We start from the raw sequence: 14,279 nt of genomic DNA on the forward strand, positions 1-14,279 counted from the left end.
GATTCGGCATGCTCATCCTCACTTGGTCCGCCCGTCGGTTGCATTCAGGGCGCTCAGCGCTTTGACGTTCGCCAGGTCGGTGAGTTTCACACCGCCATAATTGCGAACCACGAGGCTGACAGGCCCTTTGGCGGTGTTCCAGCTGAAACGCTGCTGGATGCCGTCGAGGTCGGCGACGCGTGCGCTGTCGTTCATGCGCAGCAGGCCCCAGCGCCCGGTGTAGTCGAATACGGTGATGCGCTCGCCGGTCAGCGTGACCACATCCAGACGTGCGCCCGGTGCAGTGGTGGTGCCTGGCCACGAGAAGCGGCTCCAGCTGGTCTTGCCGTTGCGATAGTGCTGCTCCTGGCCATCGAGCGTGAAGATGATGTCGGTAAAGTAGGCCGACGGCTCCAGCATGATCTCAAAGCCATTTTCGCGATCCGACAGGCTGGCGATGACCTCGCCCAGCGAGCTGGCCTTGTCGATGTTGCTGACCAGTTTCGGGTTGACCAGTGGCGCTTTGCTGCCGCTGCTCATACCCAGGCCTTCGCCGTCGGACAAGTTACCGATTTCGTTGCGTTTGAAGTTCGGCAGCAGGCCCGACGCCGGATCGACGAAGCGTTGCAAGTCCTTCACAGAGGCTTCGTTGCGGCTGTCGGGGGCGATCGGGTAACGGTGCGCCATGACCTGCTCCCAAGGCTTGGCAACCTGTTTGGCCCAGGCTTTGGCGATTTGTTCGCCCGCCGGGTCACGCAGGGTCTCCCAGGCGAACTGGATCGGCAGGCTGAACAGGCTTTGCAGCGACGTAGACAGCCCGCCCTGGCTGGTATCGACCGTGGTTTCAACGTAGTTGCGCACGTTGGTCACTTCGCTCGGCTGGCCTTCCAGGGTTTCGCTGATCAACTGCTTGCTGCTTTTGCCGATATCCTGCGAGCGCTGGATATTATTCATCCGCACCTTGAGCTTGCGTAGCGCGGCCAGGTAACGGTCCATGATCGTGCTGTCGGCACCTTCGGCGTTCTGTGCGGCGAAGACCCGTGAAACGGGCTCGAAACGCTTGGCAAGGCTGCCGTCGTCAACCGCTGGCAGTGGCGAAACCAGAACGCTGGCGGCGGCTTCCTTGTTGTCGAAGATGCCGCCTCCGACCTTGCCCCAGAAACCGTCGTCACGCTTGACCCCGACCTGCTGCGGCTCACGCGGTGCGGGTACGTCCCACTGGGTGTTGTCATTGACCGCAGACAGCAGCAGTTTGACCGGCGAATTGCGCACATCGCTGAGCAACGACAGCTGTTGCGTCGCGTTGGCCATGTCGCTGAAACGGCGCACGCCGATGCTATCGATCATGGTGTACCAGACCTGCGTGTAGTCACGCTTGTAGCGGGTCATGAACTCACGAACGAAGTTGGCTTTCTGCACCACGCTGTCGCCGCCGTCGCCATCCAGTACCCAATCCGATTCGTTATGCAGGTTGCCAGACACCAGTTTGATCAGCTCGGGTTTCACAAACGTTTCCCAGCCCTGACGGGTGAAAATCGCAGGGACAGCTTCCGAGCCGTATAACAGTTGGCGACCCGGCATCGGCACCAGATCGTTCAGGCCGATGGCCGGGAACTGACGGCTGGATTCCAGTTGCAGGCGCAGGTATTCACGGTCCACCAGCGAGCTGGAGATCATGAAAAACTTCAGGCTCTTGCGGGTCTCATCGATCAACTGTTCATTACGCGGCATGGCAGGTGCCGCGCCATTTTTGAGCAACTGCACGTAGACCGGCGAGTTGTCTTCGATAACGTCGTCGCTGATCGGATTGGCCTCGCTGGAAATACCTGTCCAGGCCACCGGCAACGCGACGCCGACGAACTCGGTTTCCGGATGCGTGGTGGGCTGAGTCAGGATCAGATACAGCTTGAGTGCGTTGTATGACTCGATGATGGAGGCCACTTGCCGTTCATCGAGCCTTCCGAGCATTTCTTCCGACAACGACAAACCGCCGGTGGTGGCCGACAGCTCGGCTGCATCATTGGCAGTCGCCGGGTTGCGCAGGGCGGCAATCGCCTCGCTGCGCGTCTGGCTGGCCGTGCCTCTGGCTGCACCGGTGAGGCGATTGGTTACGTCGCCGGTGCTGCGCGGAATGCCGCTCAGGCTGGTCGGACGGCCTGCTGCCAGGTTACGAGCGCCGCGATCCAGCAGTTTCTGACCCTGAGCACGTGCCTTGCCCGTTCTGCCTTGCGAACCAGCAGGTGCTGCCCCGAAGCCATATTGCGGGTCCATGGTTTTGGCAAATTCGTTGAATTCACGCATCTGCAATTGCAGTTTCAGGGTGATCGGTTCCAGCGCCTGGGTGCGCAGCTGCTGCAAGTAGGCGGTCTGGGTGGCGAGGTAGATGTCATCGCCACGATACAGGCCACCACTGAGTTGCAGCGGAACGCCCTTGGTGCGGTACTTCTCGATGGCTGCCAGCTGATTGCGGAGCAGTTCCAGCCCTTGGCCGGCAGCCAGGCGCTGTGCGCGGTCCGGGGACTGTTCCAGCTCGGTCAACTGTTGGTTGATGCTGGCCAGCCATTGCCGGTTGTTCTGGAACGACAGGGTCTGCCAGCCGATGAAGGCCAGCCCGGCGAGCAGCGCCACTGCAATGGCAATCGGGCCAACCGACCGGTCGCGGCCGTGGCGTGACTGGTACAGGGTCAGGTCGCGGTCAGGGAAAATGACGCGGCGGAAGGTGTCAGTGATGAAATAGCTGCGATCACCGGTTTTGCGGTTTTGCTCCTGTTCCAGTGCGGCCGCTTCGGAGGCCGGCAGCAGGGCGAACGATTCGGCAAGATCGTCTTCATAGACCGGTGTCAGCTGCTTTTCGGTCTGCAGGGCGCTGGTGAAGTACAGACCACGCAACAACAACGGGTTACCGTTGACGTTGCTGCGCGCAAAGTGCTGCAGAAACTCGTCAAGTACCGTCGACAGTTCAGCAAAGTAGCTGGGGAAGTTCAGCAGCGCGCTGTTGGCATTGGCGCCCAGTACGGTCATCTGCGAATCGACATGACGACTCACATGCGCCTGCAGATTTGCCAGCTTGGTTTTGAGTACCGTACGCAGGCTTTCGGAGGTGATCTCTGTCAGGCCGAAGGTCATACCTAGCGGTTGCTGGCGCTCGTGCAGGTCCAGACCGTCGAATGCCTGGTTGAAGCCCGGCAACTGGTCGGTCTTGGTCAACATCAGGTAGATAGGCGGGTTGGCATCCAGGCAGTCGGTGTATTCCTCGATGCGCGATACCAGGCGCGCGCCCATTTCGTTGCGCTCGGCAGCAGAGGCTGCCAGCAGCTCCGGCAGGCTGACCACCAGCACCAGGCCGTTGACGGCGGCCTTGCTGCGCTGCTTTTTGAGCATGCGCAGGAAGGCGGCGAATTCGCTGGCGGACTGATCGTCGCGAAGGTAACGGCCCGCGGTATCGATCATCACCGCTTCAGGGCTGAAGTACCAATCGCAGTGCTGAGTGCCGCTTTCGGTGTCGTTGGCGCTGCTGGCAATGCTGGCCGACAGGCCCGAGCGCGTCAGCAACGAGGTTTTGCCCGCCGCCGACATGCCGATGACCAGGTACCACGGCAGATCGTAGAGCGCCGATGAGCCGCCGCCGCCTGCCGAACGATCGGTACGCAGCATGGCAATGGCGTGCTTGAGGCGGTCGCGAAGCACTTGCTGATCACGGAACTCGCCCGTGGATTTCAGCGAGCGGTCAACTTCGATCTGTACCAGGTTCTCGAGGTTGTGTTCGGTGCGGATCCGCCGGTACTGGCGCAGCACGATCAGCAGCAGATAGAAGGCGCTGATGATCGCCATCGCTTCGAGCGTATAGCCTTGCAGCCAGCTGATTTTAGGCGCGAAAAACCAGCAGGCGGCCAGGCTCGTCAGCCATAGCAGCGGCACCAGGAACCAGAAACTTTTTAACAGGCGCAATAATGTCTTCATGTCTTCCTGACTCGGTTACCTGATCGTGGCTCAAGCATTGAACAGTTGGCTGATGTGTTCGGCCAACGCGGCCACGTCTTTGCCCAGCAACCAGTCCAGTGTCAGATAGACACCCAGGCACACGAGCGCAATGAGCACCAGATAAAGCCAGACCGGCACTTCATGGCGAAGCATCTGGGAAACCTGATCAGGCAACGCCCAGTCCGGTGACAGTGCCTTGGGCGTCTTGCGATGCCGGGCAATGTCCTGGCCCAGGGTATTGGCCAGATAGCGCAACTGATCCTTTTGACCGAGGCCGAATTTGCCTTCAAAACCTAGCGCCAGGCACAGGTGATACACCTCAAGCACATCAAGGTTTTTCTTCACGTCGGCGCGCAGCAACTCGATCTTCTCGTAGAAGCCTTCGCCCGCCAGGTGAACGCCGAAATAGCGGAACTGCAATGGCTCCATTTCAAAGTGGCGACGCATGTCGTTATCGCCGGAACGCAGCACGCTTTCATCCAGAAACGCACACAGCGCGTATTGCGTGTCCTTGACCTGATCGACGCTGTAGTTGGCGTTGCGGGCCTGCCGCTCCAGGTTGGCGAAAAAGGTGTCGACGCTGGCTTCGAAAGCCGTGACCGAGGTCGACTGGCGACCGCGACGCACAATCAGCGCCATGGTGATGAAGTCGCGCACCAGGTCTTTGAGCGTAGGTTTTTCGGTTGCGGCCGCAGCGGCACCTTGCATCACGGCTTCAGTCATTTCAGCACCGCCAACAGTTCAAGCTTGAGATTGGTAAACGCGCTGGGCGCGTAGAAGGAAATGGCCTGTGCTTCCATCATTCGCTCGTACACCCGGCCGTGTGGCTCGATGGAGAAATAATGGTTGTCCAGGCGCACCGGAATTGCGTTTGGCAGACGTGTCGAGTGGTTCAGCGTAACGCCCGGCATGGCGCTGTTGACGACCACCTCGATGTCTTCCGGCGAGCCCACTTTGAAGGCGCGCGGCACCAGTTCAAGCAGACTGGAACCAGGCATGTCAGCGTGCACCGAAAGATAGAAATCGGCCTCGGTGAGGCGCGGGTCGAGCAATCGGCCTTGCCAGTACGAAGGTCTTTCCTGGCTCAGGTTGATGACGATGCATTGGTTCGGGATGACGTTTTCAAGCATCAGGCGAACCAGATCGTCGAGCTTTACCAACGAAGCTGCCGGGTCCTGATGATCGTAATCCGGGATGTCAGTGAGCTCAGTGTCCATCGAGAACGTCAGCAGACCACCGGCCAGTTCCGCCAAAAACAGATACAGACGCTCCGGGTGCAGCCGTGGATGCGCCAGCAGATGGGCCAGTTGCGGGTACGCGCGATTGATCGTGTTCAACAGCCAGAACAATGTAACGTCGCTGGAACCGAACTCTGCAATCTGGTCTGCACGCTCGCGGCGGCGGCCCGAAAGCGCCTTGCTCTTGGCTTGCAACACGCTGATCAGACGCCTGCCTATACCGATCAGCGTCTCGTGGGTGCCCACGTGCAGGGTCGGATGGACAAAGTGCGCATCGAGGTTGAAGCCACCGATGTTATTGCGCGCCAGCCGCGCAATCGGGCAGTAGCTGTAACCGTCCAGGTTGTCGCCATCGACCAGCATCACCACGTTCAGGCGCAGACTGGTGATCTCGTTTTCAAGATCGCCTTCGTTGAGGTCCGGCAGCGTGTCGAACTGTTTGCGGAAGCGACGGGCACTCTTCTGTTCCTGGCCGTCTTCGATGTAGTTCAGGCCAAACGGTTCAGGCAGTTTCAGCGCGGCGTAGACTTTGATCTCTGCGCCTTTGATCAGGTTTTTCAGGTCGCGCGCGGCCGGTAGCGGGTCGTGCTGCGGTGCGTCATAAAGGCTGCCATCCGGGAACACCAGCTTCAGACGCTTCAGTTGCAGGGAACCGGTCGCCAGCGCCTCCACGTCGACTTCCAGCGTTTGCACGCCCCAATGAAAAGGTGTGCTGCGCAGGGTCGATTCAGCAAGCTGGTGCTGATGAAACTCATCCTGATATTGGAAATGTTGTGGCAAAAGGAACATGCCTTCCGACCACATCACGCGGCTTTGTTTACTCATTTGGCGCCTTCCAACAGAGAATTGAATTGAGAGTCCGCTGCCTTTTTCGCAGCACTGCCGGCCGAGTCCTGCACCTGCTGGACGGCTGCATCCTGCACGCGGTCGGTCAGGCTTTTATCTGCGGGTTTTTCCGGCATCGAATTGGATTTTGTGAACTGCTCTTCAGTCTTGAGCCGATTCAATACATCCACACCGCGCACGGCGAGGATGTAGTTGTTGTCCACCAGCACACGCACGCCGTCGGACGAGAACCAGATGCCGTCCTTGCGCAGCGTGTTGGCATCGAACGCTACCTTCCAGCGACTGTTCTCGTCGGTGCGGAAAAACGCCGCGATGCCCACGTAGGAGGCATTTGGGTTCAATGGCCATTGATCGGTCTGACCGATGCCTGGCAACAGAATCAGCTCTTTGCTCTCGACCAGCGTGTTGCCAAGGGCCTTTTGCGGGTCATCCCAGAGGCTGTCGGCATTGATCGACTCGAAGCGCTCAAGAGACGCCAGTTGATAAACGCGCACCACCACCGACAGCGGCTTGCCGTACTCATCGGGGTTGAGCTGGTTGCCGCCGTCAGTCGTCAGGATGACTTTTTCGTTGTCACCAAACATCATGTCGCCAGCCCAGGTGTCATCCATGCGCTTGGCGACACGGTCTGTCACGCCACAGGCGGACAGCGCCATCATCATTGCCAGAACAGCCAGGCACCTTGCCAAGGCTGGCTTCGAGGAACAATGGCCTTGAAGTCTTTTAGTCATCACGTCTTACCTTTGGGTTATCGATCAGGTCAGGGTGTAGGCGAAGTCGCCGTCACTGCCCAGGTCGATGGTCAGGCTCTGAATCGGTTTGTCCTGCGCCATCCGCTCCAGCACGCGCTGGGCGAGTTCCGGCATTAGGGTCTTGGACAGAATGTTGTCGATGTTGCGTGCGCCGCTGTCGACTTCCGTGCAGCGCGAAGCAATAGCCTTGATCAGCGCTTCGTCGTAACGCAGCACCGCCTGGTGATTGCGCTCGAAACGCTTGCGAATACGCTCCATTTTCAGGCCGACGATGCGCTCCAGGATGGCATCCTGCACCGGGTAGTACGGCACGATGGTCAGACGGCCAAGGAACGCTGGTTTGAACACCTGATTCAGCTCGTCGCGCAGGCCTTCCACGATGTCATCGGGTGTCGGCTTGGGCTCGGTGTTCAGGCACCACTGCATGATGCGGTCGGTGCCGGTGTTGGAGGTGAGGATGATCACGGTGTTGCGGAAGTTGATCTCGCGACCTTCGCCGTCGTCCAGAACACCCTTGTCGAACACCTGGAAAAACAGTTCGAGCACGTCCGGGTGGGCTTTTTCCACTTCGTCGAGCAACACCACGCTGTAAGGCTTGCGGCGCACGGCTTCGGTCAGCACGCCACCTTCGCCATAACCGACGTAACCCGGTGGCGAGCCTTTCAGGCTGGAGACCGTGTGGGCTTCCTGGTATTCGGACATATTGATGGTGATGACGTTACGCTCGCCGCCATACAGGGTATCGGCCAGCGCCAGCGCGGTTTCGGTCTTGCCGACGCCGCTTGGGCCGAGTAACAGGAACACACCAATCGGCTTGTTCGGGTCTTCCATGCGCGCGCGGGAAATCTTGATGCGCTTGCCGATCTCTTCAAGTGCGTGGTCCTGGCCCAGCACGCGTTCGCCCAGCAGCGCAGGCAGGCTTTGCACGGTGTCGATCTCGTCACGCAGCATCTTGCCCAGCGGGATACCGGTCCAGCCGGAAATCACTTCGCCAATCGTGCCACCGTCCACCAGTGCGTGAACCAATGGCTGCTCGCCCTGAACGCTGGCCAGTTCGGCGCGCACGGCGGCGATCTGTTCGGCGTCAGGTGCGCCGCTTTCCGGAATGCTCAGCGCACCGAGCTTCTCGACCAGTTCCAGCTCGCGCTTCCACTGTTGTTCCAGCGACTCGCGAGTGGCCTGTTCGGCTTTCAGCTCTTCATGCAGGGCGGTCAGACGGCGGGCGTGATCGCTGCCTTTGGCGGTTTCCTGCTCCAGTACGGCGATTTCTGCATTCAGGTTATCGATGTGACGCTTGCAGTCTTCCAGCGCGCCTGGCTGCGCCGATTGGCCCAGAGCAACACGTGCACAGGCTGTATCGAGCACGCTGACGGCTTTGTCCGGCAACTGGCGGCCGGTGATGTAGCGGTTGGACAGGCGTACGGCCTGCACCAGCGCTTCGTCCATCACCGTGACCTTGTGGTGTTCCTGCATCTTCGCCAGCAACCCGCGAAGCATGTGGATGGCTTTGTCTTCGTCAGGCTCTTCAACTTTCACGACCTGGAAGCGACGCGCCAATGCGGCGTCTTTCTCGAAATACTTTTTGTACTCAGCCCAGGTGGTGGCAGCGATGGTGCGCAGTTCGCCACGCGCCAGGGCAGGCTTGAGCAAGTTGGCGGCGTCGTTCTGCCCAGCCTGCCCACCCGAACCGATCAGGGTGTGGGCTTCGTCGATGAACAGAATGATCGGATGCAGGCTGCGCTTGGTTTCTTCGATGACCGACTTGAGGCGGTTTTCGAACTCGCCCTTGACCCCGGCACCGGCTTGCAGCAAACCCAGATCCAGCGTGTGAATGGCAACGCCCTTGAGGACCGACGGCACGTCGCCCTGCACGATACGCAGGGCCAGACCTTCGACCACCGCTGTTTTACCAACGCCCGCTTCACCGGTCAGGATCGGGTTGTTCTGGCGGCGGCGGGTCAGGATGTCGACCATTTGCCGCACTTCGAATTCACGTCCCAGCACCGGATCAATGCGCCCGTCACGAGCGCTTTGGGTCAGGTTGACTGTGTACTGGTCCAGGGCTGGCGTCTTGCCGTTGCCTTTGGTGACCGCGCCGGTGCTGGCGTCGGCGTTTGCCAGCGGCTTGCTCAGCTTCGTTTCGGGGCTGCCTTCGACCAGCGCGCTCATATTCAGGCGCAGATCGTCTGCGTTGATTTTCTCCAGCTCCGGGGCCGAACCGATGACCACGCGACGCAGGGCATCGTCATCCAGCAAAGCCTGAATCAGGTGGCCGGTGCGGATCTGTGCCTGGCCGAACTCGATCGACGCCAGCACCCAGGCCTGTTCAATCATACGGGTGATGTGCGGCGAGAGCGCGGGCGTCCGTGTATTGCCCTTTTTGAACGTCCCCAGCGAGGTGACCAACTGCGCTTGCAGGCGATCAGGTACCACATCGTAGTGACGCAGGATCACCGGCAGGTCGTTGTCATTGTTGTCGAGCAATTGCAGCAGCAAATGCTCGACCTCAACGTCGTAATGGTTTTCCGACAGGCACAGCGCGGCAGCGCTTTCGGTGGCCGTGCGGCTCGTTTCGTTCAGCTTGGCAAACAGGGACTTCAGGTTCACAGGGAGACCCCATCAAAAGGAATATGAAAAACGGCGCAACGGGAAGGCTCCACGTCGACACCGGGGCGTTTGAGCCAGCCAAGCCAGCCCAGCGATACATTGCCTTGGCGACCCAGACGGGCCACGGGTACAGCTTCGCGTTTGAGCTTCGGGGCAATCTGGAAGTCCAGTTCTGCGCCGATGTAAAAACGCACCAGTTCAACAAGCTTCTGGTAGTCCTTGGTGCCTGGCTGAAAACGCTGGTAGTCGGCCAGTTCCAGAGGACCCATTTCAATACGCACGCACGACTGGTAATCCCAGACGCGATTGCCGGCCACGGCGCTTTGCCCCAGCACGGCGTTCTTGCGGCCCAACTGTGTGCACTGACCGCTGTCGAGCTTCAACCAGCGCCCGGCAAACTGTTGGATCTTGAAAGGCAGCGAGAAGTAAAAACTCAGCATGACCTCAAGGTTCAAAGCATTGCGCGGCTTCTGGGCAAACATCCCCGAGAAGTAGCTGAACAGTTCGCGCCGCAACGGCGACTCGCCCTGATCGAACTTGCGTTTCAGTGCTTCGGGACCGAAACCCACCAGGTTGAGCAGATAGCGATCAAAGTTCGAGGTGCCGCTACGCTCGTACTCGATGTAAAACTTGTACTTCTGCCACGCTTCGTAAAACAGCGAGGTCATGCGGTGCGAAAAAATATCCAGAAACGCATGCGCAGCGTCATCCCGATACTGGATATGCCGATCAATCAGCAGTTCGGTGTACGGACGTGGCAACACGCCGGACGGCCCGACCAGCCCCATGAACGTGACCTGCACCTCGGACAGCGGCAAACCGGCCGCCGAGACTTTGCCTTCGCGCTCGAACTGCAAATCGCTGACTTCACTGGCCGGGAAGTTGAGCGACAACTGCGAACGAAAGCGCAAAGGGTCCTCATGCGGCCTGGTTTCCAGGTCCATGCGGCCGTTCCTGCTGTAGTGCAGGCGAAGCAAACGCACCAACTGGAAAAATTCGAATCGGTACGGCTCAGCCCTTGCCTGGTCAATCAGACCAGGGGTTGATCGCCTGTTCGCGGGGGCCATTGGACCACTCTCTTTTCGCGCTGCAAGGTGCGAAGGGTTAATTGGGTAAAGCTGTTCATCGAGCAGTACTGGCCAAAAAAGTGGTCGAGCACCATGCCGAACATGAACACGCCGCTGCCGGTGTACTGGCTTTCATCGAATTTCAGCGTGATGCCGACGCCGCGCACAAAGTTCGGACGTGGGTGGCCGATACGCGCCACCACCGGTTCGCTGGTGACCGAGACAATCCCGTTGATCTGTTTGCGGATCGCCGACACGTTGCGGTAGTTGTAAAGCGAGAGCAGCTCCAGCAGCACTTCGCGCCCCTTTGAAACCAGCGACATATGGTTGAGCGAGAGGTGGGAAATCAGACGCCAGATCACCCCGTTGCCCAGTGGCACGCGCACCGTGGCAGTCGGTTTGCGCAGGCAGCGGATGTCCTTGATCACCGAGTTGGACGGAATGTTGAAATCCCCGCGCTCACCGCCAAAAGGCAGCATCAGCGGCAAATCCCGATTGCTGCAGGTCAGCCGAATGCTCAGTGTGTCGTTGTTGGAGCCCATCAGTTCCAGATCACGGTCCACGACACGAATGAACATGTTCGAGCCATCGCTTTGCCGGCTTTGCGTGGGGCGTCGACGGGCGATCCAGAAACTCTGCCCAGGGCCTTGATCACCGCGAGGCTCAAAGAACGGATGGCAGGTGCCGACCTGATCATTGCCGTTGATTTTTTTCACCCGGCGCACGCGATCGATCGACACCACTTCGGCGGAGCTTTGCAGGCGCACGTCCGGCGTTACTGCGTATTCGTGCTGCACGTGGGTCAGCTTGATCGGCTCGGCCTGCTGGCGGAACAGGTTGATGATCGGCGTGCAGTTAAGCTTGAAATTGTTACGGCCGATGTTCTGGGTCAGACGTGCGAGACGATCCGTCAGGTCGTAGTCGGAAAAGTAGAAGTTGATTTCCACTTTGGCGATCTCTTTGTTCGCCAGAATGCGCGCAAAGCCCGACAGATCGAAGAACATGAACTTGTCCGGGAAGGTGAAGTATTCGTGCAGCAACCGATAGCCCAGAAACGAGCGTTCCGAGTAATCCACCAAGCCCTCATCCAGGCCGTAGCCAACAGACTTCAGGGCTCCGGCAGGCAGCACTACTTCACGCATGCGCCCTTCGTCTTCAAAAGACAAAGTGGCCTTGGCCAGATTGTTGAACAGCAGCTCGTACAGCTGATGCATCAACGTGCTTTCGCCATCAAGGAAAAAGCGCAGGCTGTCCATCTCCATCTTGCCGAACAGCACATCGGAGGTGGCGCCCAGACCAATGCGCAGACGCGCAATCAGGTCCGCGCTGTGGCCGTTGAACGCCGAGCGCTCCATTTCGATGAACGAAGCGCTTTGTACTGCAATCGGCCACATCTCGACCGGGTAGCACGTACGAAATTTGCACACGATGCCGTCTACCGCAGTGGCATGCAGCTCGGTGTGTCGGGCCACACGATAGGACTCGGTGACCTTTTCCTGCTTGCCCATGTTGAACTCGACAATCGACATCGAGGGGGTAGGGCGCAGGTAGTGCGGGTACAGCACCTCCAGAAACGACTCGACGATTTCAGGAAACTCATCATCGAGTTTCTTGTGCACACGCGCAGACAGGAACGAGAACGCCTCGATCAGGCGCTCGGTGTGCGGGTCCTCGCAGTTATCACCTTCAATCAGAAGCCGCGAAGCGATCTTCGGGTATTGAGCGGCGAATTCCTGGCCCAGAAAGCGCAGGTGCGAGAGTTCTTTCTCGTAGTAGGGCAGCAGATCGTCGAGCATCAGTTGAGGTTCTGCACTTTGTATTCCTGAGTGTTGACCTGCAGCACGGCGTCAAAAGAAACCTGACGCGAAATGTCCTGCAGGCGCAGTACTGCGTCCACACGAAAAGTCAGCATGCGTTGGCCGGTCTGTTGTGCAAGTAACTGGACTTTCACGCTTTGAAAGCGTTGGTCTCCCACCGAAATCGCCTTTTCCAGCTGACGCTGGATCAGCAGACGGTCCTGTGGGTCGAGCACGCTTCTACTGGTGAAGTCGGGCATGCCGTAGTCGAGGATGGTGCCGCTCAGATTGGCGAAACCTTCCAGCTCGCCCGCGACCAGAGACTGGCGAGTGTTCACCAGAATCTCGAGGTCACGGACGATGCTGGCCTTGTAATCGGCCAGCGAGCAAAGGCGCTGTGATGACGATTCCGTGGACTGATGCGGACGGTCGTCGAGCAATCGATCCAGCAATGAAGGCAACAGCTTGTGTTGGCTACTCATGTTGCCTCCCTGGCTAAGCGATGGATGTTAGCCGCGAGTTGATTGCGGCAATTCGGCGACCAGACGCAGCGAAGCGGTCAGTTCATCCAGTTGGTAGTGCGGACGCAGGTAAGTCACAGCCTTGTAGACGCCGGGCTTGCCAGGTACTTCGAAGACTTCGGCACGCGCTTCACGCAGCGGGAACTTGGCCTTGGCTTCCTGACTGGCGGTGTCATCGAGCAACACGTAGCTGGACAGCCACTTGTTGAGGAACAGCTCGACGTCCTTACGGGACGCAAAACTACCGATCTTGTCGCGCATGATCGCTTTCATGTAGTGAGCGATACGCGAGGTCGCGAAGATGTACTGCAGTTGCGCCGAAAGACGAGCGTTGGCGTTGGCAATGTCGGTGTTGTAATGCTTCTGCTTCTGGGTTGACTGCGTGCCGAAGAACGCGGCGTAGTCAGTGCCTTTGCAGTGCACCAGAGGAATGAATCCCAGGTCCGACAGCTCTTTTTCACGACGGTCGGTGATAGCAATTTCAGTCGGGCATTTGAGCGCGATTTCGCCGTCATCGGTCTTGAAGGTGTGAGTCGGCAGGCCTTCGACCAGACCACCGCCTTCGACACCGCGAATCGCCACGCACCAGCCGTAGCGGGAGAATGCGTCGGTCACGCGAGTGCCCAGTGCGTAGGCAGCGTTCATCCACAGGTATTTGTTGTGGTCACGGCCATCGACGCTTTCAACGAAGTTGAATTCTTCGACCGGCGTGGTATCCGGGCCGTAAGGCAGGCGACCCAGCACGTGAGGCAGGGTCAGGCCGACGTAACGGGAGTCTTCGGAGGCGCGGAACGACTTCCATTTGGCGTATTCGACGGTGTCGAAGATCTTCGCCAGGTCGCGCGGGCCGGCCATGTCGGTGAACGAGTCCCAGCCGAACAGTTCAGCCGATGCTGCCGAAATGAACGGCGCGTGAGCTGCTGCTGCAACGTGGGAGATCTCTTCGAGCAGGTACATGTCTTCCGGGCTGCGGTTGAACTCGTAGTCACCCAGCAACATACCGAACGGCGCACCACCGAAGGTCCCGTACTCTTCTTCGTAGATCTTCTTGAACAGCGCGCTCTGGTCGAATTCGGACGAGGCCTTTAGGTCTCGGACCAGGTCTTTTTTCGATGCGTTGAGCAAATGAATCTTCAGCGTGGTGCTGGTCTCGGTCTGGTCAACCTGATATTTCAGGCCGCGCCAGGAGGCTTCCAGCTGCTGGAACTCACGAGCGTGCATGATCTCGTTCATCTGTTCGGAGAGCATCGCATCGATTTCGGCGATACGTGCGTCGAGCACGGCGATCAGGTCCTTGCTCGGCGTCATTTCGCCTTCCAGCACCTGGGCCACGAGTTCGCCGATCAGGTCGCGGGTACGGGTACGCTCGGTTTCGGAGCGCGCAACGCGGCTTTCGGAAATGATGCTGTCGAGCAGGGAGGATTGCGGGGCGAAGTTTTCAACTTCAACCAGAGCGGCGTCCTGCTGAGTCACGGTTTGCTTATCGGTCATC

General features: G+C 59.1%; 9 protein-coding genes. All 9 read right to left on the reverse strand.

What is annotated here, in order from left to right; translation table 11 throughout:
• Window positions 1-18: 18 nt before the first annotated feature.
• The 9 genes from QRN38_RS19020 to tssC are packed head-to-tail and all read right to left on the reverse strand — an operon-like array spanning window position 19 to window position 14,278.
• The gene (locus tag QRN38_RS19020; RefSeq protein ID WP_057418397.1) at window positions 19-3,939 is read right to left on the reverse strand and encodes a type VI secretion protein IcmF/TssM N-terminal domain-containing protein; all 3,921 of its coding nucleotides are present in this window, start codon (window positions 3,937-3,939) and stop codon (window positions 19-21) included.
• Between the two features lie 30 nt (window positions 3,940-3,969).
• Window positions 3,970-4,683 carry a type IVB secretion system protein IcmH/DotU gene (gene icmH, locus QRN38_RS19025; protein WP_005737260.1) on the reverse strand — a complete coding sequence of 238 codons (714 nt, stop codon included), beginning with the start codon at window positions 4,681-4,683 and terminating at the stop codon, window positions 3,970-3,972.
• Window positions 4,680-6,023, reverse strand: coding sequence for a type VI secretion system baseplate subunit TssK (gene tssK, locus QRN38_RS19030; protein ID WP_005769850.1), 1,344 nt, complete (start codon window positions 6,021-6,023; stop codon window positions 4,680-4,682). Before tssK ends, icmH begins: the two co-directional genes overlap by 4 nt.
• Complete coding sequence (gene tssJ, locus QRN38_RS19035; protein ID WP_007246563.1) at window positions 6,020-6,775, reverse strand: type VI secretion system lipoprotein TssJ; 756 nt, start codon at window positions 6,773-6,775, stop codon at window positions 6,020-6,022. Before tssJ ends, tssK begins: the two co-directional genes overlap by 4 nt.
• A gap of 24 nt (window positions 6,776-6,799) precedes the next feature.
• Window positions 6,800-9,403 (reverse strand): type VI secretion system ATPase TssH, encoded by a 2,604-nt coding sequence (tssH, locus tag QRN38_RS19040; RefSeq protein ID WP_024667353.1) that lies wholly within the window; start codon window positions 9,401-9,403, stop codon window positions 6,800-6,802.
• Window positions 9,400-10,470: a type VI secretion system baseplate subunit TssG gene (gene tssG, locus QRN38_RS19045; RefSeq protein WP_005737255.1), complete on the reverse strand. Its 1,071-nt coding sequence runs from the start codon at window positions 10,468-10,470 to the stop codon at window positions 9,400-9,402. Before tssG ends, tssH begins: the two co-directional genes overlap by 4 nt.
• Entirely contained in the window at window positions 10,434-12,266 is a 1,833-nt protein-coding gene (gene tssF, locus QRN38_RS19050; protein ID WP_005769855.1) for a type VI secretion system baseplate subunit TssF, read from the reverse strand. The genes tssG and tssF overlap by 37 nt, the downstream gene beginning before the upstream one ends.
• Window positions 12,266-12,748 (reverse strand): type VI secretion system baseplate subunit TssE, encoded by a 483-nt coding sequence (gene tssE / locus QRN38_RS19055; RefSeq protein WP_005737253.1) that lies wholly within the window; start codon window positions 12,746-12,748, stop codon window positions 12,266-12,268. The genes tssF and tssE overlap by 1 nt, the downstream gene beginning before the upstream one ends.
• Before the next feature lie 27 nt (window positions 12,749-12,775).
• Window positions 12,776-14,278: a type VI secretion system contractile sheath large subunit gene (tssC, locus tag QRN38_RS19060; protein WP_005737251.1), complete on the reverse strand. Its 1,503-nt coding sequence runs from the start codon at window positions 14,276-14,278 to the stop codon at window positions 12,776-12,778.
• Window position 14,279 lies beyond the last annotated feature (1 nt).

This window comes from Pseudomonas sp. CFBP2511 (assembly GCF_030209255.1).
GTDB lineage: Bacteria > Pseudomonadota > Gammaproteobacteria > Pseudomonadales > Pseudomonadaceae > Aquipseudomonas > Aquipseudomonas avellanae.

What these genes read in the sequence shown, in the direction of transcription:
- tssC (WP_005737251.1), bottom strand. Translation starts at nt 14,278, where the DNA reads ATGACCGATAAGCAAACCGTGACTCAGCAGGACGCCGCTCTGGTTGAA.
- tssG (WP_005737255.1), bottom strand. Translation starts at nt 10,470, where the DNA reads ATGGCCCCCGCGAACAGGCGATCAACCCCTGGTCTGATTGACCAGGCA.
- icmH (WP_005737260.1), bottom strand. Translation starts at nt 4,683, where the DNA reads ATGACTGAAGCCGTGATGCAAGGTGCCGCTGCGGCCGCAACCGAAAAA.
- tssF (WP_005769855.1), bottom strand. Translation starts at nt 12,266, where the DNA reads ATGCTCGACGATCTGCTGCCCTACTACGAGAAAGAACTCTCGCACCTG.
- tssK (WP_005769850.1), bottom strand. Translation starts at nt 6,023, where the DNA reads ATGAGTAAACAAAGCCGCGTGATGTGGTCGGAAGGCATGTTCCTTTTG.
- tssJ (WP_007246563.1), bottom strand. Translation starts at nt 6,775, where the DNA reads ATGACTAAAAGACTTCAAGGCCATTGTTCCTCGAAGCCAGCCTTGGCA.
- QRN38_RS19020 (WP_057418397.1), bottom strand. Translation starts at nt 3,939, where the DNA reads ATGAAGACATTATTGCGCCTGTTAAAAAGTTTCTGGTTCCTGGTGCCG.
- tssE (WP_005737253.1), bottom strand. Translation starts at nt 12,748, where the DNA reads ATGAGTAGCCAACACAAGCTGTTGCCTTCATTGCTGGATCGATTGCTC.